At 60.3% G+C, this 19444-nt stretch carries 12 protein-coding genes and 1 pseudogene; 6 read left to right on the forward strand and 7 right to left on the reverse strand.

The annotated features are described in order from the left end of the window. Positions 1-240: 240 nt before the first annotated feature. Positions 241-2211, forward strand: a complete 1971-nt coding sequence (locus ISS99_RS01780; protein ID WP_204629852.1) for a M1 family aminopeptidase — start codon at positions 241-243, stop codon at positions 2209-2211. A 179-nt stretch (positions 2212-2390) separates the two neighbouring features. Here ISS99_RS01780 and ISS99_RS01785 read toward each other — a convergent pair whose 3' ends face one another. Continuing rightward, entirely contained in the window at positions 2391-3380 is a 990-nt protein-coding gene (locus ISS99_RS01785) for an Lnb N-terminal periplasmic domain-containing protein (RefSeq protein WP_204629853.1), read from the reverse strand. Between the two features lie 83 nt (positions 3381-3463). Between ISS99_RS01785 and ISS99_RS01790 the strand changes: the two genes are divergently transcribed. From ISS99_RS01790 to ISS99_RS01800, 4 genes and pseudogenes are all read left to right on the forward strand, one after another. Continuing rightward, positions 3464-5395 (forward strand): esterase/lipase family protein, encoded by a 1932-nt coding sequence (locus ISS99_RS01790; protein ID WP_204629854.1) that lies wholly within the window; start codon positions 3464-3466, stop codon positions 5393-5395. A gap of 210 nt (positions 5396-5605) precedes the next feature. Then, positions 5606-7684 carry a prolyl oligopeptidase family serine peptidase gene (locus tag ISS99_RS01795; RefSeq protein WP_204629943.1) on the forward strand — a complete coding sequence of 693 codons (2079 nt, stop codon included), beginning with the start codon at positions 5606-5608 and terminating at the stop codon, positions 7682-7684. A gap of 313 nt (positions 7685-7997) precedes the next feature. Further along, positions 7998-8369, forward strand: a pseudogene (locus ISS99_RS23720) (GAF domain-containing protein); the annotation flags it as partial. A 126-nt stretch (positions 8370-8495) separates the two neighbouring features. Next, positions 8496-9680 carry a putative bifunctional diguanylate cyclase/phosphodiesterase gene (locus ISS99_RS01800; RefSeq protein WP_425490417.1) on the forward strand — a complete coding sequence of 395 codons (1185 nt, stop codon included), beginning with the start codon at positions 8496-8498 and terminating at the stop codon, positions 9678-9680. A gap of 84 nt (positions 9681-9764) precedes the next feature. Here the strand turns inward: ISS99_RS01800 and ISS99_RS01805 are convergent, their stop codons facing one another. Continuing rightward, the gene (locus tag ISS99_RS01805; RefSeq protein WP_204629857.1) at positions 9765-12353 is read right to left on the reverse strand and encodes a TonB-dependent receptor plug domain-containing protein; all 2589 of its coding nucleotides are present in this window, start codon (positions 12351-12353) and stop codon (positions 9765-9767) included. A gap of 116 nt (positions 12354-12469) precedes the next feature. Continuing rightward, positions 12470-12637 carry a hypothetical protein gene (locus ISS99_RS01810; RefSeq protein WP_204629858.1) on the reverse strand — a complete coding sequence of 56 codons (168 nt, stop codon included), beginning with the start codon at positions 12635-12637 and terminating at the stop codon, positions 12470-12472. Between the two features lie 576 nt (positions 12638-13213). On the opposite strand from ISS99_RS01810, the gene ISS99_RS01815 reads away from it, so the two are divergent. Next, positions 13214-14410, forward strand: coding sequence for a serine hydrolase domain-containing protein (locus ISS99_RS01815; protein ID WP_204629859.1), 1197 nt, complete (start codon positions 13214-13216; stop codon positions 14408-14410). 727 nt (positions 14411-15137) lie between these two features. On the opposite strand, the gene ISS99_RS01825 is transcribed toward ISS99_RS01815, so the two are convergent. From ISS99_RS01825 to ISS99_RS01840, 4 genes are all read right to left on the reverse strand, one after another. Then, positions 15138-15899: an ABC transporter permease gene (locus ISS99_RS01825; RefSeq protein ID WP_204629861.1), complete on the reverse strand. Its 762-nt coding sequence runs from the start codon at positions 15897-15899 to the stop codon at positions 15138-15140. Continuing rightward, on the reverse strand, positions 15896-16843 hold the full coding sequence (locus tag ISS99_RS01830; protein ID WP_204629862.1) for an ABC transporter ATP-binding protein: 948 nt from the start codon (positions 16841-16843) through the stop codon (positions 15896-15898). The genes ISS99_RS01825 and ISS99_RS01830 overlap by 4 nt, the downstream gene beginning before the upstream one ends. A 355-nt stretch (positions 16844-17198) precedes the next feature. Then, a complete protein-coding gene (gene ssb / locus ISS99_RS01835) occupies positions 17199-17744 on the reverse strand; it encodes a single-stranded DNA-binding protein (RefSeq protein WP_204629863.1) in 546 nt (181 codons plus the stop codon). Between the two features lie 211 nt (positions 17745-17955). After that, entirely contained in the window at positions 17956-19263 is a 1308-nt protein-coding gene (locus ISS99_RS01840) for a carbohydrate porin (protein ID WP_204629864.1), read from the reverse strand. Between the last annotated feature and the right edge of the window lie 181 nt (positions 19264-19444).

The following is a 19444-nucleotide window of genomic DNA, read 5'->3' on the forward strand; positions in this document are numbered from 1 at the left end:
CTAAAACCACGTAAATAGCCACTTTTAAGAAAAAGGCGCCACCACTTACGCGGCATGTAAGTCATCACTTAAACGCAAAAGGAAGGCTGTTTCTCCATGCCTGCTGGCACCGGCGAAAGCCAAGTGTGGCTCGACTTATCCAGACCCATCCTCTCGCACTAGCGCCATTTTGCGAGCTTGCAGTATTGTCGGACGGTTGCCAGGGATGGCGAGCCACTCCCCACCGCTACAGGGCCCTACATGAAAATCATCCCGACGCTTTGCGGCGCCGTGCTCGCCGCCCTATCCGTTTCTGCGAGCGCCGCCGATGCGCAGTCGTCCGGCTACAACCCGCTGGAAACGTTTGCCCCGTACGTCTATCCGCAGCCGGCCAACGCTTACCGCTCCGCCGACGGACAACCCGGGCCGCTGTTCTGGCAGAACCGTGCCGATTATCAGATCAAGGCCGCGCTGGACCCGGCTACCCGCAAGCTGACGGGGGATGAAGTCATCACCTATACCAACCGCAGCCCGAACGATCTGGACGTGCTGTGGCTGCAGGTGGAACAGAATCGTTACCTGAAGGACGCCCGCGGCGCCTTCGACGACGGCAAGTTCCCCACTGAGTTCACTGACGGCGAACACATCGCCTCGGTCGCTGTGGAAAGTGCCGACGGAACGTTACAGAAAGCCGATTGGGTGATCTCTGATACACGCATGCAGGTGCGTCTGCCGCAGTCACTGAAGGCGCGCGACGGCAAGCTGCGTCTGCACATCAGCTACAGCTATACCGTGCCCGGCGAATTCGGCGGCCGCACCGACGTCAACCCGACCAAGAACGGCGACATCTTCGAGATCGCGCAGTGGTATCCGCGCATGTGCGTGTACGACGACCTGCGCGGCTGGAATACCGATCCTTACCTCAACAACGAGTTCTATCTCGAGTACGGCGATTACGACTATTCGGTCACCGTGCCGTGGGACATGATCGTGGTGGGCGCGGGCGAGCTGCTCAATCCGCAGGATGTGCTGACCAAGACCGAACAGCAGCGCCTGGAGCAGGCGCGCCACAGCGATGCAACGGTGATGATCCGTTCGGCCGCCGAGGTGAACGACCCCAGCAGCCGTCCCAAGCAGAGCGGTACGCTTACCTGGCATTTCCGCATCCAGAACAGCCGCGACGCCGTGTTCGGCGCATCCAAGGCATATATCTGGGATGCCGCGCGGATTAACCTGCCCAATGGCAAGACGGCGCTGGCCGAATCCGCCTATCCGGTGGAAAGCGCCGGCAAGGAAGCCTGGGGCCGTGCTACCGAATACGTCAAAGCTTCGACGGAGTATTTCTCCAAGCAGTGGTATCCCTACCCCTACCCGGTCGCCATCAACGAAGCGGGATCGGCCGGCGGCATGGAGTACCCGAGCATCACCTTCGACTCGAAGGAAGCCAAGGGCAGCGATTTGCATGCGCTGATTGCGCACGAAATCGGCCACACCTGGTTCCCGATGATCGTGGGCACCGACGAGCGCCGCAATGCGTGGATGGATGAAGGCTTCAACACGTTTATCGACGTGTATGAAGCGGACCACTTCAACCACGGCGAATACGCGCCCAAGCGTGATCCGGAATACGCGCCCGGCGGCGGCAATCCGGCCGACGAGATCGTCAAGGTGCTGATGGATCCGAATGCACCGTCGCTGCTCACGCGCGCCGACGCGATCCAGGAGAAGTACCGCCATCCGGTGACATACTTCAAATCCGCCTTTGGCCTGGTGTTGCTGCGCGAACAGATTCTTGGCCCCGAACGTTTCGATCCCGCGTTCCGCCAATACATCCAGACCTGGGCTTACAAGCATCCCAGCCCCTCGGATTTCTTCCGCTTCATGGAAAGCGAAACCGGCGAAGACCTGGGCTGGTTCTGGCGCGGCTGGTACGAGCACAACTGGAAGCTGGATCTGGCCGTGCAGAATGTCGCGCCGGTGGACGGCGACTGGCACAAGGGCGCGCAGGTGACGGTGGCCAATCTCGACAAGCTGGTGATGCCGTCGACCCTGGAAGTGGTCTACACCGATGGCAGCAAGCAGGATCTTCGCGTGCCGGTGGAAACCTGGATGCAGCATCGCAGCTACGTGATTCGCGTGGACGGCAACAAGCCGGTGAAGTCCGCCACCATCGATCCGCAGCACGCGATTCCGGATGTGGATCGGAGCAATAACACCTTTACGGTGAAGTAATTCGCTTCCGCCTTGCTCCCTCTCCCCTCCGGGGAGAGGGTTGGGGTGAGGGGCCAATCTTGCGAAATCCTGCCACTTTGGCATGACAGCGTAGACTGGGTTAGCGCAGCGTAACCCAACGATGTCGCGTGGCATGTTGGATTACCTCGGATCAAGTCCAGGGTAATCCGCCCTAGGATCTACGGCTCCGGCGGCGTGCGAATGGCCGTCGAAAAATCCTCTCCCGGCCTTACCGCGCGAGCACGCGCGGTGATATCTCCCTGCTCGGTAAGAACCTGCAACGGATAGCGCTTGTCCAGCGCACCAACTCCGTAGAGATAGCCCGGCAGATACGCCGTAAGCAGCAGGCGATAGTCATAAGGCAAACCAGGGTCGATCTGCTTGGCCATGCCATACACGATGGTGACGCAGTTCGACGTCACCGTGTTGTAGAAGGCGGGCTGCACCGCCAATTCGTTGGCCTCTTTCACATAAGACAGAAACAAGGCGTGCATCGCCGGCTTGTTCATTTGCAGTCGGTAGAGATGATCGGTTTCGCCGCGTACATTGGTGCGCACGCGGATCACATCGTCCTCGTCGGCGGCGACGATAGCGCGTTCGTAGTCTTTGAAGAAGCCACCCAGGGGCGTGAAGGACTGGTTCTTCTTCTTGCGTATCTCGACCGAAAACACCACGTGGGAGCCATCGTCGAAGCCGAACGACAACAAGGCATGCACGATGCCCGGCACACCCCACGAGGAGAGAATCAGGTCAGCCGAGGCCAGGTGATCCAGATCGTAGGTTCGCGTTTCCCAGCGTGCGTCGTAGTCGTCGTCGGACCGCCAGTTGAAATGGCGTACGTTGTACAAGGTCACCCGATTGCCATCGACGCTGCCAGTCAACAACTTCGCTACGTCATCGGCCCAGTCGCGCTGACTGGATGGCGCGATCGTGCTCCACCACGCCAGCAACAACAAAAAAGCCAGGGCATACACGGCGACCGGCAGGCCGGTACCTCTGGACAGGGTCCACACCAGGGCCACCAACGCCACCAGCGCCCACAGCACGCCCGCCACTCCACGAGCCACGGCGTTGCCGGGAAACTGATACCACAGTGCCAGCGCACCCCAGCCACCGGACAGCACCACGACCAGCACGATCAGCGCACCCAGCATCCATCGCAGCAGCATCGGGCATCTCCCCAGAACCGTCACGGTATGGATAATAGGACGACAACGATCGCTTAGCCCGCTTTCTTGCCAGAGAAGAATCGATGAAGCGCCGTACGCCAACAGGGATTCTACGCGTCGTCGTGCTGGCAACAGGCTTGCTGGCTTCCGCTTGCAGCATGGTCGGCATCAAGCAGATCACACCCAAGCAATACGCGGCCCAGCGCCGCAGCGATGTCTTGAGCACCCGCACGCTCAGCGACAGCACCCTGCAGACCCTCAATGTGGTGGCGCTCAGCCGCGACGACTGCGCAGCCAATTTCCCCCGCTGCACCCATACCCTGCTCTACTCCGACGGCCTGGACGACGAACGACGCCTGTCCGCCTTGTCGGAATTGTGGCTCGCCTATGGCTTGCAGCAGAGCGATAAGGGCAAGGTCCTGAGCGACGCGGCGCTGGACGATTATCTGCAATCGGCCCGCTACGCCTACGCCTATCTGTTCTACACCCACCGCCAGCCGGGCGAGCGCGCGTTCGAAACCCGTCAGTCACAGGTGCTGGATTTCTATAACTACGCCGTGCAGCGGGCGGTTGGCGGCTTTTTTCAGCGATTGCCGCAGCTGGGCACGAACTGGACCAGCGTGCCTGTAGCCGGCTGGAACGTGTTCAAACCCAGCACCGACGTCTACCTGGGCTCGGGCGACTACGTTCCGAAAGAACTGCTGCCGGCCGAAGGGCTGCGCTTTAGCGGTTTGCGCAACATCTACCGGCGCGATGGTTTTGGCTCTGAATTTGTTGCCGTGGGTGCGGTGCCGGCCGATACCGGTCAGCCTTGGCGCGAACCCTACTACGTACCGCTCACCGCGGTGCTGGAGTTCCCCGGCGACTCCCTGGCGCAGGTACTCGACACCAGCGACGTGCACTTGTCCGCCAAGAACCCGTACCTGGAAAACAGCATCCAGCTCGATGGCCAGAGCATTCCGCTGGCTGCCAATTTCACCGCACCGTATGGCGTGTGGCTGGCGCGCTCGGGGTTTGCGCAGCAATCGATCCGCTCGCTGCTTGGACGCGGCGGCCTGACCAAGCCCGAAGTGCTGCTGATGCAGCCGTACGACCCCAATCGCCTCACGGTGATCATGCTGCACGGCCTGGCCAGCAGCCCGGAGGCATGGATCAACGTCGTCAACGAAGTCATGGGCGACCAGCAACTGCGCCGCACCTACCAGGTGTGGGAGGTGTATTACCCGACCAACGTTCCGGTGGCGGTGAACCTCGCGCAGATCCGCCGTGCATTGGACGACACGCTGCATCACTTCGATCCCTCCGGCAAGGCCGTCGCTTCCAACCACATCGTGCTGATCGGCCACAGCATGGGCGGCGTGATCGCACGGCTGCTGGTGTCTTCCAGCGGCGACAAGCTGTGGGGCGTCGTTCCCGAACGCCAGGGCCTTTCCGAGGCCGACAAGCAGCGACTGCGGCAGCGACTGGCGCCGTACCTGCAGTTTTCGCCGATGCCTCAGGTGACGCGCGCGGTATTTCTCGCCGCACCGCATCGCGGTACGCCGGTGGCACGCTGGAAGCTGGCGCGCTGGATCGGCGGCCTGATCCGCCTGCCGCTGACGCTGCTGGAAGAAGGCAAGAACATCACCGATGCCATGCAAGGCAAGAACACCGCGCCGGGCACGCCGGCACGCCTGCCCAACAGCATCGACAACCTCAGCGATACCGACCCGTTCATCCGCGCGTCGAGCACCTTGCCGATTTCGCCCGCGGTGCATTACCACACCATCGTCGGAACTTATAAATCGAAGGGACCGCTGACCGATTCCGACGATGGCGTCGTGCCCTATGCCAGTTCACACCTGGATGGCGCCGATTCCGAACTGGCCGTGCCCTCCTGGCACGATGTGCAGGAGACCCCGCAGGCAATCATCGAACTGCGCCGCATCCTGCGCGTGCATGCCGCCGCACTGCATTGCCTTCAATCGGAAAACGGACCATCCACGCCCTGCCCCGCACCGCTTTCCACACCGTAAGTTCCATGCGCGTGGCGATGGAGAAGCGGTTGTGCCCATTTCTGCACGTGTAACGTTTCAAATACTCAAGACACACCGACTTCTCTTTCCGGATGCTAGGCGTGGGGAAAGCTTTCGCGTCTTTGGCAATCAATGACTCATCACGAAATTACGGGGAGTGTACGCGTGCATCTGAAAACGACCATCGGGTTTGCACTGGCTTTTTTTGCCATGGGCGCCACGGCAAGCCATGCGGGCGACGTATCGCCGGCAGGAACGTCCACGTCGAATGCCGACCCCTATCTGTGGCTTGAGGATGTGCGCAGCCCCCACGCCATGGCTTGGGTACGTGCGCAAAATGCCTCGACGCAAAAGCAGTTCGCGAGCACCCCTGAATTCGCCGGCACTCGCGATCGGCTGCTTGGTGTATACGGTTCCGATGCACACATTCCCTACGTCTATCGGCAAGGCAGCTACCTGTATAACTTCTGGCAGGACAAGGCCCACCCACGCGGCATCTGGCGCCGTACGACCCTGGCCGAATATCGCAATACCCAGCCCCATTGGGAGCTGTTGCTGGACGTCGACGCCCTCAACAAAGCGCAGAACAGCCACGCGGTGTTCAAGGGCGCCGAATGCCTCGAACCGGCCTTCAAGCGCTGCCTGATCAGCTTTTCTCCCGACGGCGGCGATGCGGTGGCGGTACGCGAATTCGACGTGCCCAGTCGCTCCTTCGTCGAAGGCGGCTTCGCGCTGCCTGCCGCAAAGAGCACTGTCGGCTGGATTGACGAAAACCATCTGTACGTAAGCACGGACTTCGGGCCGGGCTCGCTCACCGATTCCGGCTACCCGCGCATCGTCAAGCGATGGACGCGTGGCACGCCGCTTTCAGCAGCCACCACGGTCTTCGAAGCGGGAACGAAGGATCTGTCGGCCTCGGCCAACCACGATCCGACACCGGGCTACGAGCGCGACATCGCCTCGGTCTACCGGGATTTCTTTCACACCGACAGCTACCTGCTGGAAAACGGCAAGCGCATCCACATCGACGTGCCCGGCGACGCCCTGCCTTCCACGTTTCGCCAATGGCTATTGGTTCAACTTCGCACGGCGTGGACCACGGGCGGCAAGACGTATCCGCCGGGCGCCCTGCTTGCCATCAAGTTCGACGACTTCATGGCGGGCAAGCGGGATTTCACCACGCTGTTTTCCCCCAGTGCACACAGTGCACTTTCCGGCTACAGCTGGACCCGCCACCACCTCATTCTCAATGTATTGGACGACGTAAAGAGCCGGCTCGAGATCGTGACGCCGCAGGCCGATGGCCAGTGGCTGCATCAGTCCCTGGCCGGTGCCCCAAGCTTCAGCAGCATCGACGTATCCGGCGGCGATCCCGAGCACGACGATGAGTATTGGCTCACGGTCAATGGTTTTCTGCATCCCACGTCATTCGCACGGGGCGTGATTGGCCAGGGTGCACCGGAAATTCTCAAACAGGCGCCGGCTTACTTCGATGCGTCCGCATTCAATGTCAGCCAGCACTTTGCCACGTCGAAAGATGGCACGCGCATTCCCTACTTCGAGGTCGACCCCAAGGGCATGAAGCTGGACGGCAGCAATCGCACGCTGCTCTACGGCTACGGCGGCTTCGAAATATCGATGCTGCCCTCCTACAGCGGAGGCCTCGGCCGCGGCTGGCTGGAGCGCGGCGGCGTGTATGTGCTCGCCAATATCCGTGGCGGCGGCGAATACGGCCCGCAATGGCATCTCGGTGCGATGCAGGCCAATACACCGCTCATCTACCAGGACTTTGCCGCCGTTGCGCAAGACCTGATCGCCCGTGGCGTTACCTCAGCGCAACACCTGGGCGCGCAGGGCGACAGCAAGGGTGGTTTGCTGGTCGGCAACATGCTTACCCAGTATCCGCAACTGTTCGGCGCGATCGTCTGCGGCATGCCGCTACTGGACATGAAGCGCTACACGCATCTTGCGGCCGGCGCTTCCTGGGTAGCCGAATACGGCGATCCGGATGACCCCAGGCAATGGGCTTTCATTAAAACCTTTTCGCCTTATCACAATCTGAAAAGCGGCACCCATTACCCCGCGGTGCTGTTCTATACCGCCACCAGCGACGACCGCGTCGGTCCCGTGCAGGCGCGCAAGATGGCGGCGAAGATGCAGGGCATGGGCGTGAAAAAGGTGTGGTTCTACGAAAACACCGAAGGCGGGCACAGCGGCATGGCGGACTACCGTCAGGCGGCTTTCCGCTACGCGCTGACTTACGATTTTCTTTGGGATGCGCTCAAGTAACGGCCATAAATTTATTTAAAATCAATTATTAAGAGACGGCCGCCCCATGCCCGGGGCGGTCTCACGCTACGACGACTTTTGACGGGCCATCATGACCGACGTGCCATTCCTGCGCATGCGCAGGTACGCTTGGCGTCGCAAGAAACAGCCGCCCCTGGCCTGGCACTCCCGCACGTTCGTTGGTCAACAACCTAACCTTCGTCCGAGGTTGCACGTGAATGCGATCAATCACGATGGTCCGCCCGCCAGAGAACAGAAGCGCCTGACGGATCTCAAATCTCTCAATCTGCTCGATTCACCACGTGAAGAGCAATTCGAAGTCATTACGCAATTGGCCGCCAAGTCATTGGATACGCCGATTGCATTGATCTCATTGCTGGATCTGCACAGGCAATGGTTCAAGTCGTGCGTCGGCCTGGATGTCGCGGAAACGCCCAGGGATATTTCCTTGTGCACCGAAGCCATTAAAGAGGAAGAAATGTTGGTGGTCGAAGACGCCAGCACCGATCCTCGCTTTGCCGACAATCCCATGGTCACCGGCGAGCCGCACATAAGATTCTACGCGGGTGCCGTGATCCGCAGTCCGCGCGGTCAGCCGCTCGGCACGCTGTGTGTGATCGACCGCAAAGCAAGAGTGCTTACCGAATCCGAGCGCCGACAATTGCTGCGTCTTGCGCGCTTGGTGGAATCGGAAATCCGCCAGAAAAACCTGGTAGGGCAACTGCTCAGCGAAATCGAGAAAGACAAGAGCCACGGCGTGAGTGCACCGGTTCCGGGGCGCAAAGATGTCTACGATCAGCTCGCCGAACTGATGAGCAAGGGTGAGCCGCTGGTGATTGCGCTGGGAAAGGTCAGGCCGTTCGAACTAGCCTCCTCGATGCAGATCGACGACGCCACCTTGCGCAGGGAGCTGGAGCGTTGCCTCAAGGCGCTTCCGCTCGATGTCACGTTCGGCGTGTGGCGTAACGATCAATTCATCGCATTTCGCCAAGGCGTTCCGCCCGTCGCCACCACGGCGCTGCTTTCGGATCTGGAAAAAGTCTTCTACGCATCCTTTGAATCGCCGCACCACGGCCGCTACGCCACGGTATGCCTGGGCGTAAGCACATTTCCCCAGGATGGTCATTCGCCCCGCGGACTGCTGCAGCTGGCCAACAAGGTCATGCCGCCGCATACCAGCACCGACAAATTGCTCAATGTCGGCGTTTATTCCTCCGCGGGGAAAACGCCGACGCAATTCAAGGACGACATTCTCGAGCGCTTGCGCGAAGGAATCGTCCACGAGCGCTTTTACCTGGTCTACCAACCCATCGTGGAGGTGGCGACCGGCCGGCTGGTGCGCGCCGAAGCACTGCTGCGCTGGGCCGACCCTACTCTTGGCGACGTGCCGCCGACGGATTTCATTCCCATTGCCGAGGAATCCGGCTTGATCGTGCGGATCGGCGCCTTCGTGCTGCACGAGGTCGTGCAGGATCTGATGGCATTGAAGGAACAGGGCCGCTCGATCGTACCCATCTCCATCAATATTTCCGGCAAACAATTGCGCGACCCGGAATTCACCGAGTTTCTGCGCGACGTGATGGCCAGCGCCAAGCTGGAAGCTGGCGACCTGGAGCTGGAGATCACTGAAAGCAGCCTGATCGAGGACTTGCAGCGCGCCAGCGCCACCTTGAACGACATCCACAAAACCGGTGTCACCTGCGCCATCGACGATTTCGGCGTCGGCTTTTCCTCGTTCAACTACCTGCGCCGTCTGCCGGTGAAAACGCTGAAAATCGACCGCGAATTCGTGCAATCCATCGATACCAGCGACCGGGACCGGAATATCGTGGCGGCGATCATCAGCCTGGCCCATGCCTTGGGCATGACGGTCACTGCCGAAGGCGTCGAGCAAGTAGCGCAACGCGAGCAGTTGCTGGCGCTGGGATGCGATCTCATGCAGGGCTATCTCACCGGGCGGCCCGATTCGTTCAGCAAATTGATGGAGTATTCCTGACCGTCGCCTGGCACATCCGACAACCGTCGGGAATGCCGTGGACCGAGTGCGCACCATCCGACTCGGCCCACGGCACACGCTCCGCTAGAACTTGTAGTTCACGCCAAGGTTGACAAAGCGGCCGCGCGGATCGGCCTGGGTCAGGTCGTAATACGTGTTGGAAGGGTCCCACGGCGGCCGGCGGTTTTGCAGATTCTGTACCGCCAGCGTGATCGTCGTGTGCCGAATGCCGGAATAGGCAACGGAGAGATCGAAGGTGCTCCAGCTCTTCACCTCGGTCGGCCACTGCGGCGTCAACAGATTGGCCGGGTTCTGACGATATCCGCCGACGTAATACCAGGTCAGCGTGCTGGAAAAATCCGCCAGCGCCCAGTTCAAACCGGTAGTGCCGCGCCAATGCGGCAGCGAGCCGAAGATGTTCGTGCCGGCACTGTTGACCGGCGCCTGGCCGGCGCCCAATGGCTGGCTGTACTTGAACAACCGGGTCCAACTGCCGTCCAGTGTGAAGCTGCCGAACTGCTGGGTGTGCACCACGTGCTTGAGGTCGATATCAGCACCGTCGGTGGTCAGGCTTTGCTGGTTGATGTACTGGTTGTACAGGGTGATGATCTGGCCCTGCGCGTTTCGGATGACGCGCGGATCCTTGTCGTCGACCATCTGCTGCTCGTTATCCGGCGCGATGATGCCGTTTTGCACGATGTGGTAGTAATCCACGCCGAAGCTGGTATTGGCCGTCGGGGAAACGACAAAGCCGGCATTCAAGTTTCTGGAGCGCTCTGGCCGCAGGTTCGGATTGGCGGCATACACTTCGGTAAACCCGCGTGGCTGACCGGGCGTGATGGGATCGTACGGATCGATCACCGCGTTGTATGCCACCGCCGTACTGTGTGTGATTTCCGGCAACGACGGCGCGCGAAAGCCGCGCGAAAACGAGCCGCGCAACAGCAACCAGTCCAATGGCTGGTAGCGCAGGCTGAATTTCGGTGCGAAGGCCTTGCCGAAATCGCTGTAGTGATCCACGCGCCCGGCGACATCGGCCTCCAGCGTGCTGAGGATGGGAACGTTGAATTCCGCATAGGCCGCTTGCACGTTGCGCGAACCGTCGATGATGTCGATGGCCGGCCGCAGCTCGGTACCCGAAAGTACCTGGGCGGAGGTCTGAGAATTCATCGATTCGTTGCGGAACTGATAGCCAGTGGCAAAACCGACCGTGCCAGCCGGCAGATCGAACAATGACCGGGTGGCCGTGGCATCCAAAGAGGACAGCGTGCTGCTGGCGGGACGTTGCGTGGCAATGCGCAACGCATCGGTCGCCGACGCGGGATTGTCGTCGGATGCGAGATCGTAACCGCCATCGGCCAGCAACGACTGGAACGCATAGCGGTTGCCGAAATTGGTGACGTTCTCGTCGAGCTGGCTTTCCGAGTGCTCCACGGATATATCCCAATCCCAACCGCCGTCATGCCCTTGCAGACCGGCGAGCACGCGATTGAACTGGGTGTGGTCGCGCTTGTTGCGCTGACCCAGCTGCCACAGATTGGTATTCACCGGCGTCGGCACACTGTACGGGTTGGCGGGGTTACCTACCGGCAACGTGGTATCGATATTCACCAACTGCTGCGTAGCGTTGTTCCACGAGCGCAGGCCACTGCCTATCGCCAATGGCGGCCCAAAGATGAAAGAGGCATTGCTGCGGCTGTAGATGGCTTCGGCGTAGGCCTGGATGCTGTCGGTGAGCTTCAGCGTTCCCTTGAGCACGGCGTGATACCGCTCGATGCCCGGAATCAGGGTCGTGTATTGCGCCGGGTTATAGGCCCATACCGTTCCGGCCATGCCCGGCGTGATGGCGCCATAAGGCACCCGCTGCACCGGACCGACCGCATTGGCAAACCCTTGCGTCGGATCGTTGTTGTAATAGTTGGTCGGCACCCACGCGAGCGTGCCGCCGGGCTGATTGCGAAAATCGCTGTTGCGCAGCCAGCTGACGTCGTCCTGGCTCAACTGATTGCTGCGTGTACCATCCAGCGCGAAAAACACGTTGTAGCCGTCTTTCTTGATGTCGCCGTGGCCGAGCAAAATGTGGAAGTCGTGCTCCGTCTGGCCGGTACCCTCGGTGCTGCCGCCGTAACTGACGCCGGCCTCGGCGCCCTGATAATTCTGCTTGAGGATGATGTTGACCACGCCGGCAATGGCATCCGATCCATAGACTGCCGAAGCGCCGTCTTTCAGCACCTCGATCCGCTCGACCGCGGCAAGCGGCAGCGAATTGAGATCGACAAAGGTTTCCTGCAGGTTGTAGGCCGTGGCGTAGTTGGAGACGCGCTTGCCGTCGACCAACACCAGCGTGTTTTGCTGCCCCAGGCCGCGCAGTGAAATGCCAGCCGTGCCGGCCGAAAAGCTGCCGGTAAGCTGCTCGTTGACGCTGTTGCCGGTATTGGCGGAAATGGAGCGAAGGAAATCCGGCAAGGTGGTTTTGCCGCTGGCCTGGATTTGCGCCGCGGTGATCACTTGCACCGGATTGGGCCCTTCCAGATCGGTGGTCTTGATGTTGGAGCCGGTCACCGTGACCGCCTCGAGCTGGGTGGCGTTGGCTTTGTCGGCATCCTGGGCCCGCAGCGCGGGAACTGCCAGGGTCGATGCAATGGCGAGCGTAAGCAGACTGTGCTTGAACATGGAATGGCAGGTTCCTGGATACAGCATCCCTGCCCGGCCTTAGGTCGGGGGATGAGGACGCATCGATGTGGACAGCACGAAGCTGTCAGGGGAGAAACGTCGGGGTTGACGTCAGGTCAGGGCCGCGGGGACGGCCGGTACGGCAAAAGGACTTTCAGCAACAGCATCCGCAGGCCATCTTTCGGGCTGTGCGGACAATGAATGGGCGGATGCGGATGCTGGTCATGGTGGTAATCGTGCTTGTCTGGAACCGCCATCGCAGGTATGGCGGTATAGACGTCCATTTACTCATTCGTAGGAACATCCTGTCAACGACCGATGCTTCCGAGGCCTGAACCAGCCCCTTTTTCCCAAAAATAACTTAATGCCTTGATTTTTCTGGCAATCACGATCAGCACCGGGAAAGAGCGAAACGCAAGAAAGCGCCGAAGGATTAAGCATAGGGCTTCACGTCATATTGCCACCCATGACTCACCGACCCTCGCAGCGCCGAACATCCGGCCGGAAAAAACCCTCATTTCCATGGCGAAGCACTGTCCGGACACCACGGACAGTTGTCCGCGGACAACGAGCCATGGCGCGAAAAAGCTTTAAAAATGGCGCTACTACGCGATTTTCGAGGCATCGATGAGGTTGGCATCGGCTTTGCAGTACCTACTTCGAAAGCCTCGCCCACTCATCAAAAGGACAATCGCCATGAAATTCGAAACCCTGATGCTCAACAGCCTGTTCGTCGCCTGCGCCGCGATTTGCGTGTCGACCCTGGCAGCCATGCTGACCTGAGCCTTTGCCGAAGCACTTCTTCGCTCGCGGCAGACGTTCTCGGCAACGAAACTTTCCAACCCTTCAAAAGGACGACCATGACTGAGCACGTTACGCGGAATGCGACAGCTCTCACCGCCAAGATGCATGGGCTGAATTGCGCCGCGCTGATCCTGCTCTCGATTGCCTCCGTTTCGGCCTACGCCGCAACGGCGATGACGCCAAGTGACAATCCGCTTCATTCAGCACTCGACCGCGCCGTCGACCAGGCAGCCAATCAATACTTTCGCAATCGCTGCCACGTGGGCGTTTCCATTGCTGTCGTCGAAGCCGGTCATTCCCACTACTACGACTACGGAAGCGCTTCTCGCGACAAAGCCGCATTGGCAACACCCCAGAGCATCTACGAAATCGCATCAGTCACCAAAACCTTTACCGCGACATTGGCAGCGCAAGCCATCATCGACGGGCGCATGAGCCTGGACGGAGATTTCCGTAACGATCTTCCGGGTGACTACGGCAATCTCGCCGCGAACGGTCGGCCGATCACCCTGCGCACGCTGGCCACACATTACTCTGGCATGCCCCGCGACATTCCCGACACCGATGCGCTCTTCGCAAACAAGAATGCACCCGACTTCAATGCTCGCATGGTCGCACTCAACCAGGGCTTCGGTCGCGAACAGTTTCTGAAGGCGCTGCACCAGACAAGGCTGCGTAGCGCGCCTGGCGAAAAGCAGGCTTACTCCAATGCCGGCTTTCTGGTGATCGGACTTGGGCTGGAAAAGGTTTACGGCATGCCGTTCGACCCATTGTTGCGTCAATACATTACGCAGCCACTGGATATGACATCCACCGGCTTTACCTTGAATCGCAGCGAGCAATCGCGGCTGGTCACCGGCTACGATCACTACGGTCGCATCGCGCCATACCATCCGGACAACGCGGGCGCGGCATGGGGACTGTACTCATCCACTGAAGACCTGGCGCGCTATGTCCGCTGGCAACTGGATGGCAATGATCCAGCCATCCGCCTGTCACACCAGGTCTTGATGGGCAACACGAACGATGGCCATGCCATGGCCTGGAGTCTCGGCAACGACCACGGCCAGCCCATCATCTGGCACAGCGGCGGCAGTTTCGGCATGTCCAGCCAGGTCGTGCTCTATCCGAAACAACACGAAGGCTTTGCCTTGCTGGCCAACGATGCCTGCACCGGCACCGAAAGCGCGTTGATGGCCATCGCCCAAACCGTACATCGAAGCGGCGCATCGGCAAAAGCGCACACGAATTGAGCCAATGGTCGTTGCCTCGCGTGGAGACAACCCCGACTCTGCTTCCGAAAAAGCCGATCAATCGGGGGTTTTGGATGAGTATCCGTATTGGTACAACCCAAGGCGTTTCAGAACGGGAGCCAGGACAAGGAGCTTTAGTTACGAGCTCCTGCGATGGACCAACTGCGAATAAGGTGGAAGGTTACCTCTATCTGCAGCCTCATCATGCCACGCCAGCCTCGTCTCAATCTCACCGGTCTCCCGCAGCACGCGGTTCAACGTGAAAACAATCGGCAACCTTGCTTCCTATCCGATCAAGACTATCGATGCTATCTGCGGCTGTTGCAGGAAGCCGCCAGGCAAGAGAATTGCCTGGTTCACACTTGTGTATTGACGACCAAACACGCTCTTCTACTCATCACTCCGATCGTCAGAAGTGCTCTGTCCCGCTGCATGCGGGCACTCGGTCGGCGATACGTCACCTACTTCAACAAGACTTACCACCGCACCGACACGCTGCGGGAAGGCCGATTCAAGGCAAGCTTGGTCGACAGCCAGCAGAACTCGGCCGCATGGTGAAAGTTCGACCACTAGGGAGACCTAGAAAAGTGTTCTGACTCCTTTGGCTACTTCGACCTCTCTGCCACGGTGAAAAGCGCGGTGGAGACACGTTTGCTCGATCTCGGTGCAAAGCGAGGCCCTCCGGCTGCGCTCGCCGGCATGCTCCCGATGGCCATCTCTTCATTTGCTACGAACGCAGCTTGTAGCCGGTGCGAAAAATCCACGCGATGGCTACGGCACAGAACACGAGAAAGGCGATGGTCATGCCCGCACTCAACACGACGTTGACGTCGGAATGGCCGTAGAAGCTCCAGCGAAATCCGCTGATCAGGTACACCACGGGATTGAACAGCGCAACCTTCTGCCAGAACGGGGGAAGCATCCCGATCGAATAGAAGGCGCCGCCCAGAAACGTCAACGGAGTAACCACCATCAACGGGATCACCTGCAGTTTCTGGAAGTCGTCGGCCCAGAGGCCGATGATGAAACCGAACGAGCAGAAGGTAACGGCGGTGAGCAGCAGGAAGGCAATCATCCATACCGGATGCAGGATGCTGTAAGGCACAAAGAAACGCGCCGTAACGAGGATCAGCAAGCCCAGCATCACCGATTTGGTAGAGGCCGCCCCGACGTAGCCGAATACCGCCTCGAGCGGTGAAACAGGAGCGGAAAGCAACTCGTAGATAGTGCCCGACCACTTGGGTAGATAGATGCCGAATGAGGCATTGGAGATGCTTTCGTTGAGCAGCGACAGCATGATCAGGCCGGGGATGATGAACGCACCGTAGCTGGTGCCGCCGATCTCGCCCATGCGCGACCCGATGGCGGTGCCGAACACGATGAAATACAGCGATGTCGACAGCACCGGCGAAACGATGCTCTGCGTCAGCGTGCGGAACGTGCGAGCCATCTCGAAGCGGTAGATGGCACGAATGGCGTGAATGTTCATCGCGTTCCCCGTACCAGGCTGACGAAAATGTCTTCGAGCGAGCTTTCCAGAGTGTGCAAATCCTTGAAGTCCACGCCTCGTTCGCCCAGCTTGCGCAGCAACACGGCAATGCCGGTGTCGTCGCTCTGGGCATCGAAAGTGTAGGTGAGCATCGCGCCGTCATCGGAGAGTTCCAGCGCGTACTCCTCCAGGCCCTCGGGCAATGCCTGCATCGGCGCCTGCAGGCTGATGGACAGCTGCTTTTTCCCCAGCTTGCGCATCAGCACGTCCTTGTCTTCGACCAGGATCAACTCGCCGCGAGTGATCACGCCCACGCGATCGGCCATTTCCTGTGCTTCTTCGATGTAGTGCGTGGTCAGGATCACCGTAACGCCGGTTGCCCGCAGCCCGCGCACCATTTCCCACATATCGTGACGAAGCTCCACATCCACGCCGGCAGTCGGTTCGTCCAGAAACAAAATACTTGGCTCGTGCGCCAGCGCCTTGGCGATCAACACGCGGCGCTTCATGCCGCCGGACAGCGTCATGATTTTCGCGTCTTTCTTTTCCCAGAGCGAAAGATCGCGCAACACCTTTTCAATGTGCTTGTCATCACGGGCACGCCCGAACAGACCCCGGCTGAACCTGACCGACGCCCACACTGTCTCGAACGCGTCCGTCGACAGCTCCTGCGGCACCAGCCCGATCTTCGAGCGCGTAACGCGGTAATCGCGCAACACATCGTGGCCATCGGCGCTCACCGTACCGCCACTGGGCTTCACGATGCCGCAAATGATGCTTATCAGGGTGGTCTTGCCTGCGCCATTGGGGCCAAGCAGCGCAAAGATCTCACCTCGCCGGATGTCGAGGTCGATGGATTTCAAAGCCTGAAAACCGCTGCTGTAGGTCTTGTTGATGCCACGGACGGAAACCGCGTGTGGCGTCGAAGTGGCCTGTTCGCTCATGGCATTCCTTGTTTTGCCGTGTTGTATAGCCTTTGGAGTCTATGCCCGGAACGGGTCTGGCTTAATCGTATGCGACGAGGCTTAGATCGTTGGTCCCGAGATCAAAAACCAAGAATAATTTCTATTTTCATGAAGTTATGCAATCTCCAGCACTCGTGGCGGCGGCCAGGCAGCTCCTGCCAGCCTTTAATAAGGGCGATCGCTATTAATGGAAGCGGTGCCATCTGCTCAAGCCGTCACCCGAATGCGGAATCCGGCAAGCCAACACTACTTTTCACCATCCCATAAAAGCAAAACCCCCTGAAAATTCAGGGGGTTTTGCAACAAAATATGCCCGAGATAGCTCCGGCAATCGTTAGAACGGAATATCGTCGTCATCGAAGTTGTTGTTGAACGCCGGACCGGTGTCCTGCGCAGGCGCCGGCTGGCGCTGCGGCGCGTTGCCGTAGCTGTTGCCGCCACCGAAGTCGTCCCCACCACCACCGCCGCCACGGCGCGGTGCGCCGCCGCCCTGCTGGCGCTGCTGGTAACCGCCGCCACCGCCACCGCCCATGCCGCCTTCGCTGCCGCCGCCGAGCATCTGCATTTCGTTGCCGATGATGTCGGTGGTGTAGCGCTCGACGCCGTCCTTGTCGGTGTACTTGCTGGTGCGCAGCGAGCCTTCGATATAGACCTGACGGCCCTTCTTGAGATATTCGCCGGCGATTTCGCCGAGCTTGCCGAACAGCACCACGCGATGCCATTCGGTGCGGTCCTGCTTCTGGCCGGTCTGCTTGTCGGTCCACTGCTCGGAGGTGGCGATGCGCAGGTTGGTGATCGCCGTGCCGCTGCCGGTGTAGCGGACTTCGGGATCCGCGCCAAGGTTGCCGACCAGGATGACTTTATTGATGCCGCGTGCCATGTATGACCTCAAAAACTGAATCTGGGTAAAGGCGTTCCGGATGGCGCCATGGGACCATCTTGCCGCGCTTGCGTCTCAGGGGCTGAAAATCCCGATGCTGGCCGGGACGACGCTCGTGGCAAGCCCCGAATCGGCGCTTGTCCGGATACTGCCCGCCATCATACATGGCTGGCGCCTCGGACCCAGCCACGGCACGCCGCGGCCTGCCAGCTCAGAATTTGGCCACGAAGCGCAGGCCTAACACCGTGGCATCGTGGTTTGCGCTGGTACCGCCGGGGTGACGGATGTACTGGACGTTGGGCATCAGGGCAAGGCCGCGCCAGAGCTGGAACTGGTAGTTCAGCTCGGTGACGTACTCGTAGCCCTGCACCGGTAGCGGACCGAGCCCCGCCGCATTGACCAGCCGCTCGGCGTTGGCCACCTGGCTGCTGACCCGGTTGCGCCCGATGGCGAAGCCGAGGCGGTCGTCCGGCCGGGAAGCGAAGGGGCCGTTGTACAGCAGACCGATGTCGATCATCTGGTCGACCAGGTCGGTGTTGGGGTCGGCCTGGACGATATTGCCGAATACGCTGAGTCCCCCGCCGGCACCGTTGTGGGTGATTTCCTGCTGGCCCATGAAGTAACTGCCCGACACGCTGTTCTGCATCATCGGCGCGTTGCTGCCCAGCACGTCCTCGATGTTATCCACGCTGAGGTAGGCGTCTTTGTACTGCGCAGTGTTGCGCCAGCCGCCGATGCGCCAGGTGCCGGCCAGGGGTTGTCCATCCTGCCCCGCGGCCAGATTGGTATGCCAATCCAGTTGCGCCAGCATCAGGGTGCCGATGTTGCGGCCGGCCGTCGAAAGCTTCAGGCCCTGCGCGGTGGAAGCGTTGTTTGGATTGACCTCGAAGCCGCCGAACTTGATCGTCCAGGCCGCCGAAGGATTGATCGCGATCACGCCACCGGTTTGCGCCAGCGGCCAGGCGTCCACGCCCTTGGAAATCCAACCCGGCAGAGCGCCGCAGAAACCCAGGTTCTGGAAATTGCAGGCGAACGGGAAGAAGTCGACGCCGATATCCATGCGGCCGAATTTGAGATCGATCAGGCCATTCCACAGCGATTGCTCCAGGTAGAACCGAGTCAAGCGCGTGACGTTGCCGCCGCCGTAGATTTCCTGAGACTCCAGCAGCGTGCCGAGCCGGGCCTTCTCATCGATCTGGCTGCCGTTGCGATTGTTGATATCGACGTGCAGCGAGCCGCCCGTCCATCCCCACAACTTCTGGAAGTCGAAGGCCGCGTGCAGGTGGATCTGGTCGGCATAGGCGTCGGTCTGGCGCACGCCGCCGCTAGTGTTGTGCGCGTATTCGCCCAGGTAATCCAAACCGATGTCGATGCCCCGATCGTAAAGACGCTGGCGCGCTCCGCCCCAATCACCGGTGAGCGTGGTGTTGGCATAGTCCGGCGCGCTGTCGGCGGCGTTTCCGCTGGTCGCGGCGACGCATCCGGCCATCGCGATCAGGGCAATGATTTTCTGGCGCATGCGGGTTCTCCTTGGGCGGTGTTGCTACGACGCAAAAGTTGGCGACAGGCAAAAGGGGGCCTTGCAGGCGCGTGCAGACACGCCCGTTTGCGTTATCGGGTTAGCGAGGTTGTCTCGTTCTTCTGCGGGCAGAAGAACCAAGGGTTGAGGTACACCGTCAGGTCGACAGCAACCTCACCCG

It is taken from the genome of Dyella mobilis (assembly GCF_016904945.1).
GTDB lineage: Bacteria > Pseudomonadota > Gammaproteobacteria > Xanthomonadales > Rhodanobacteraceae > Dyella_B > Dyella_B mobilis.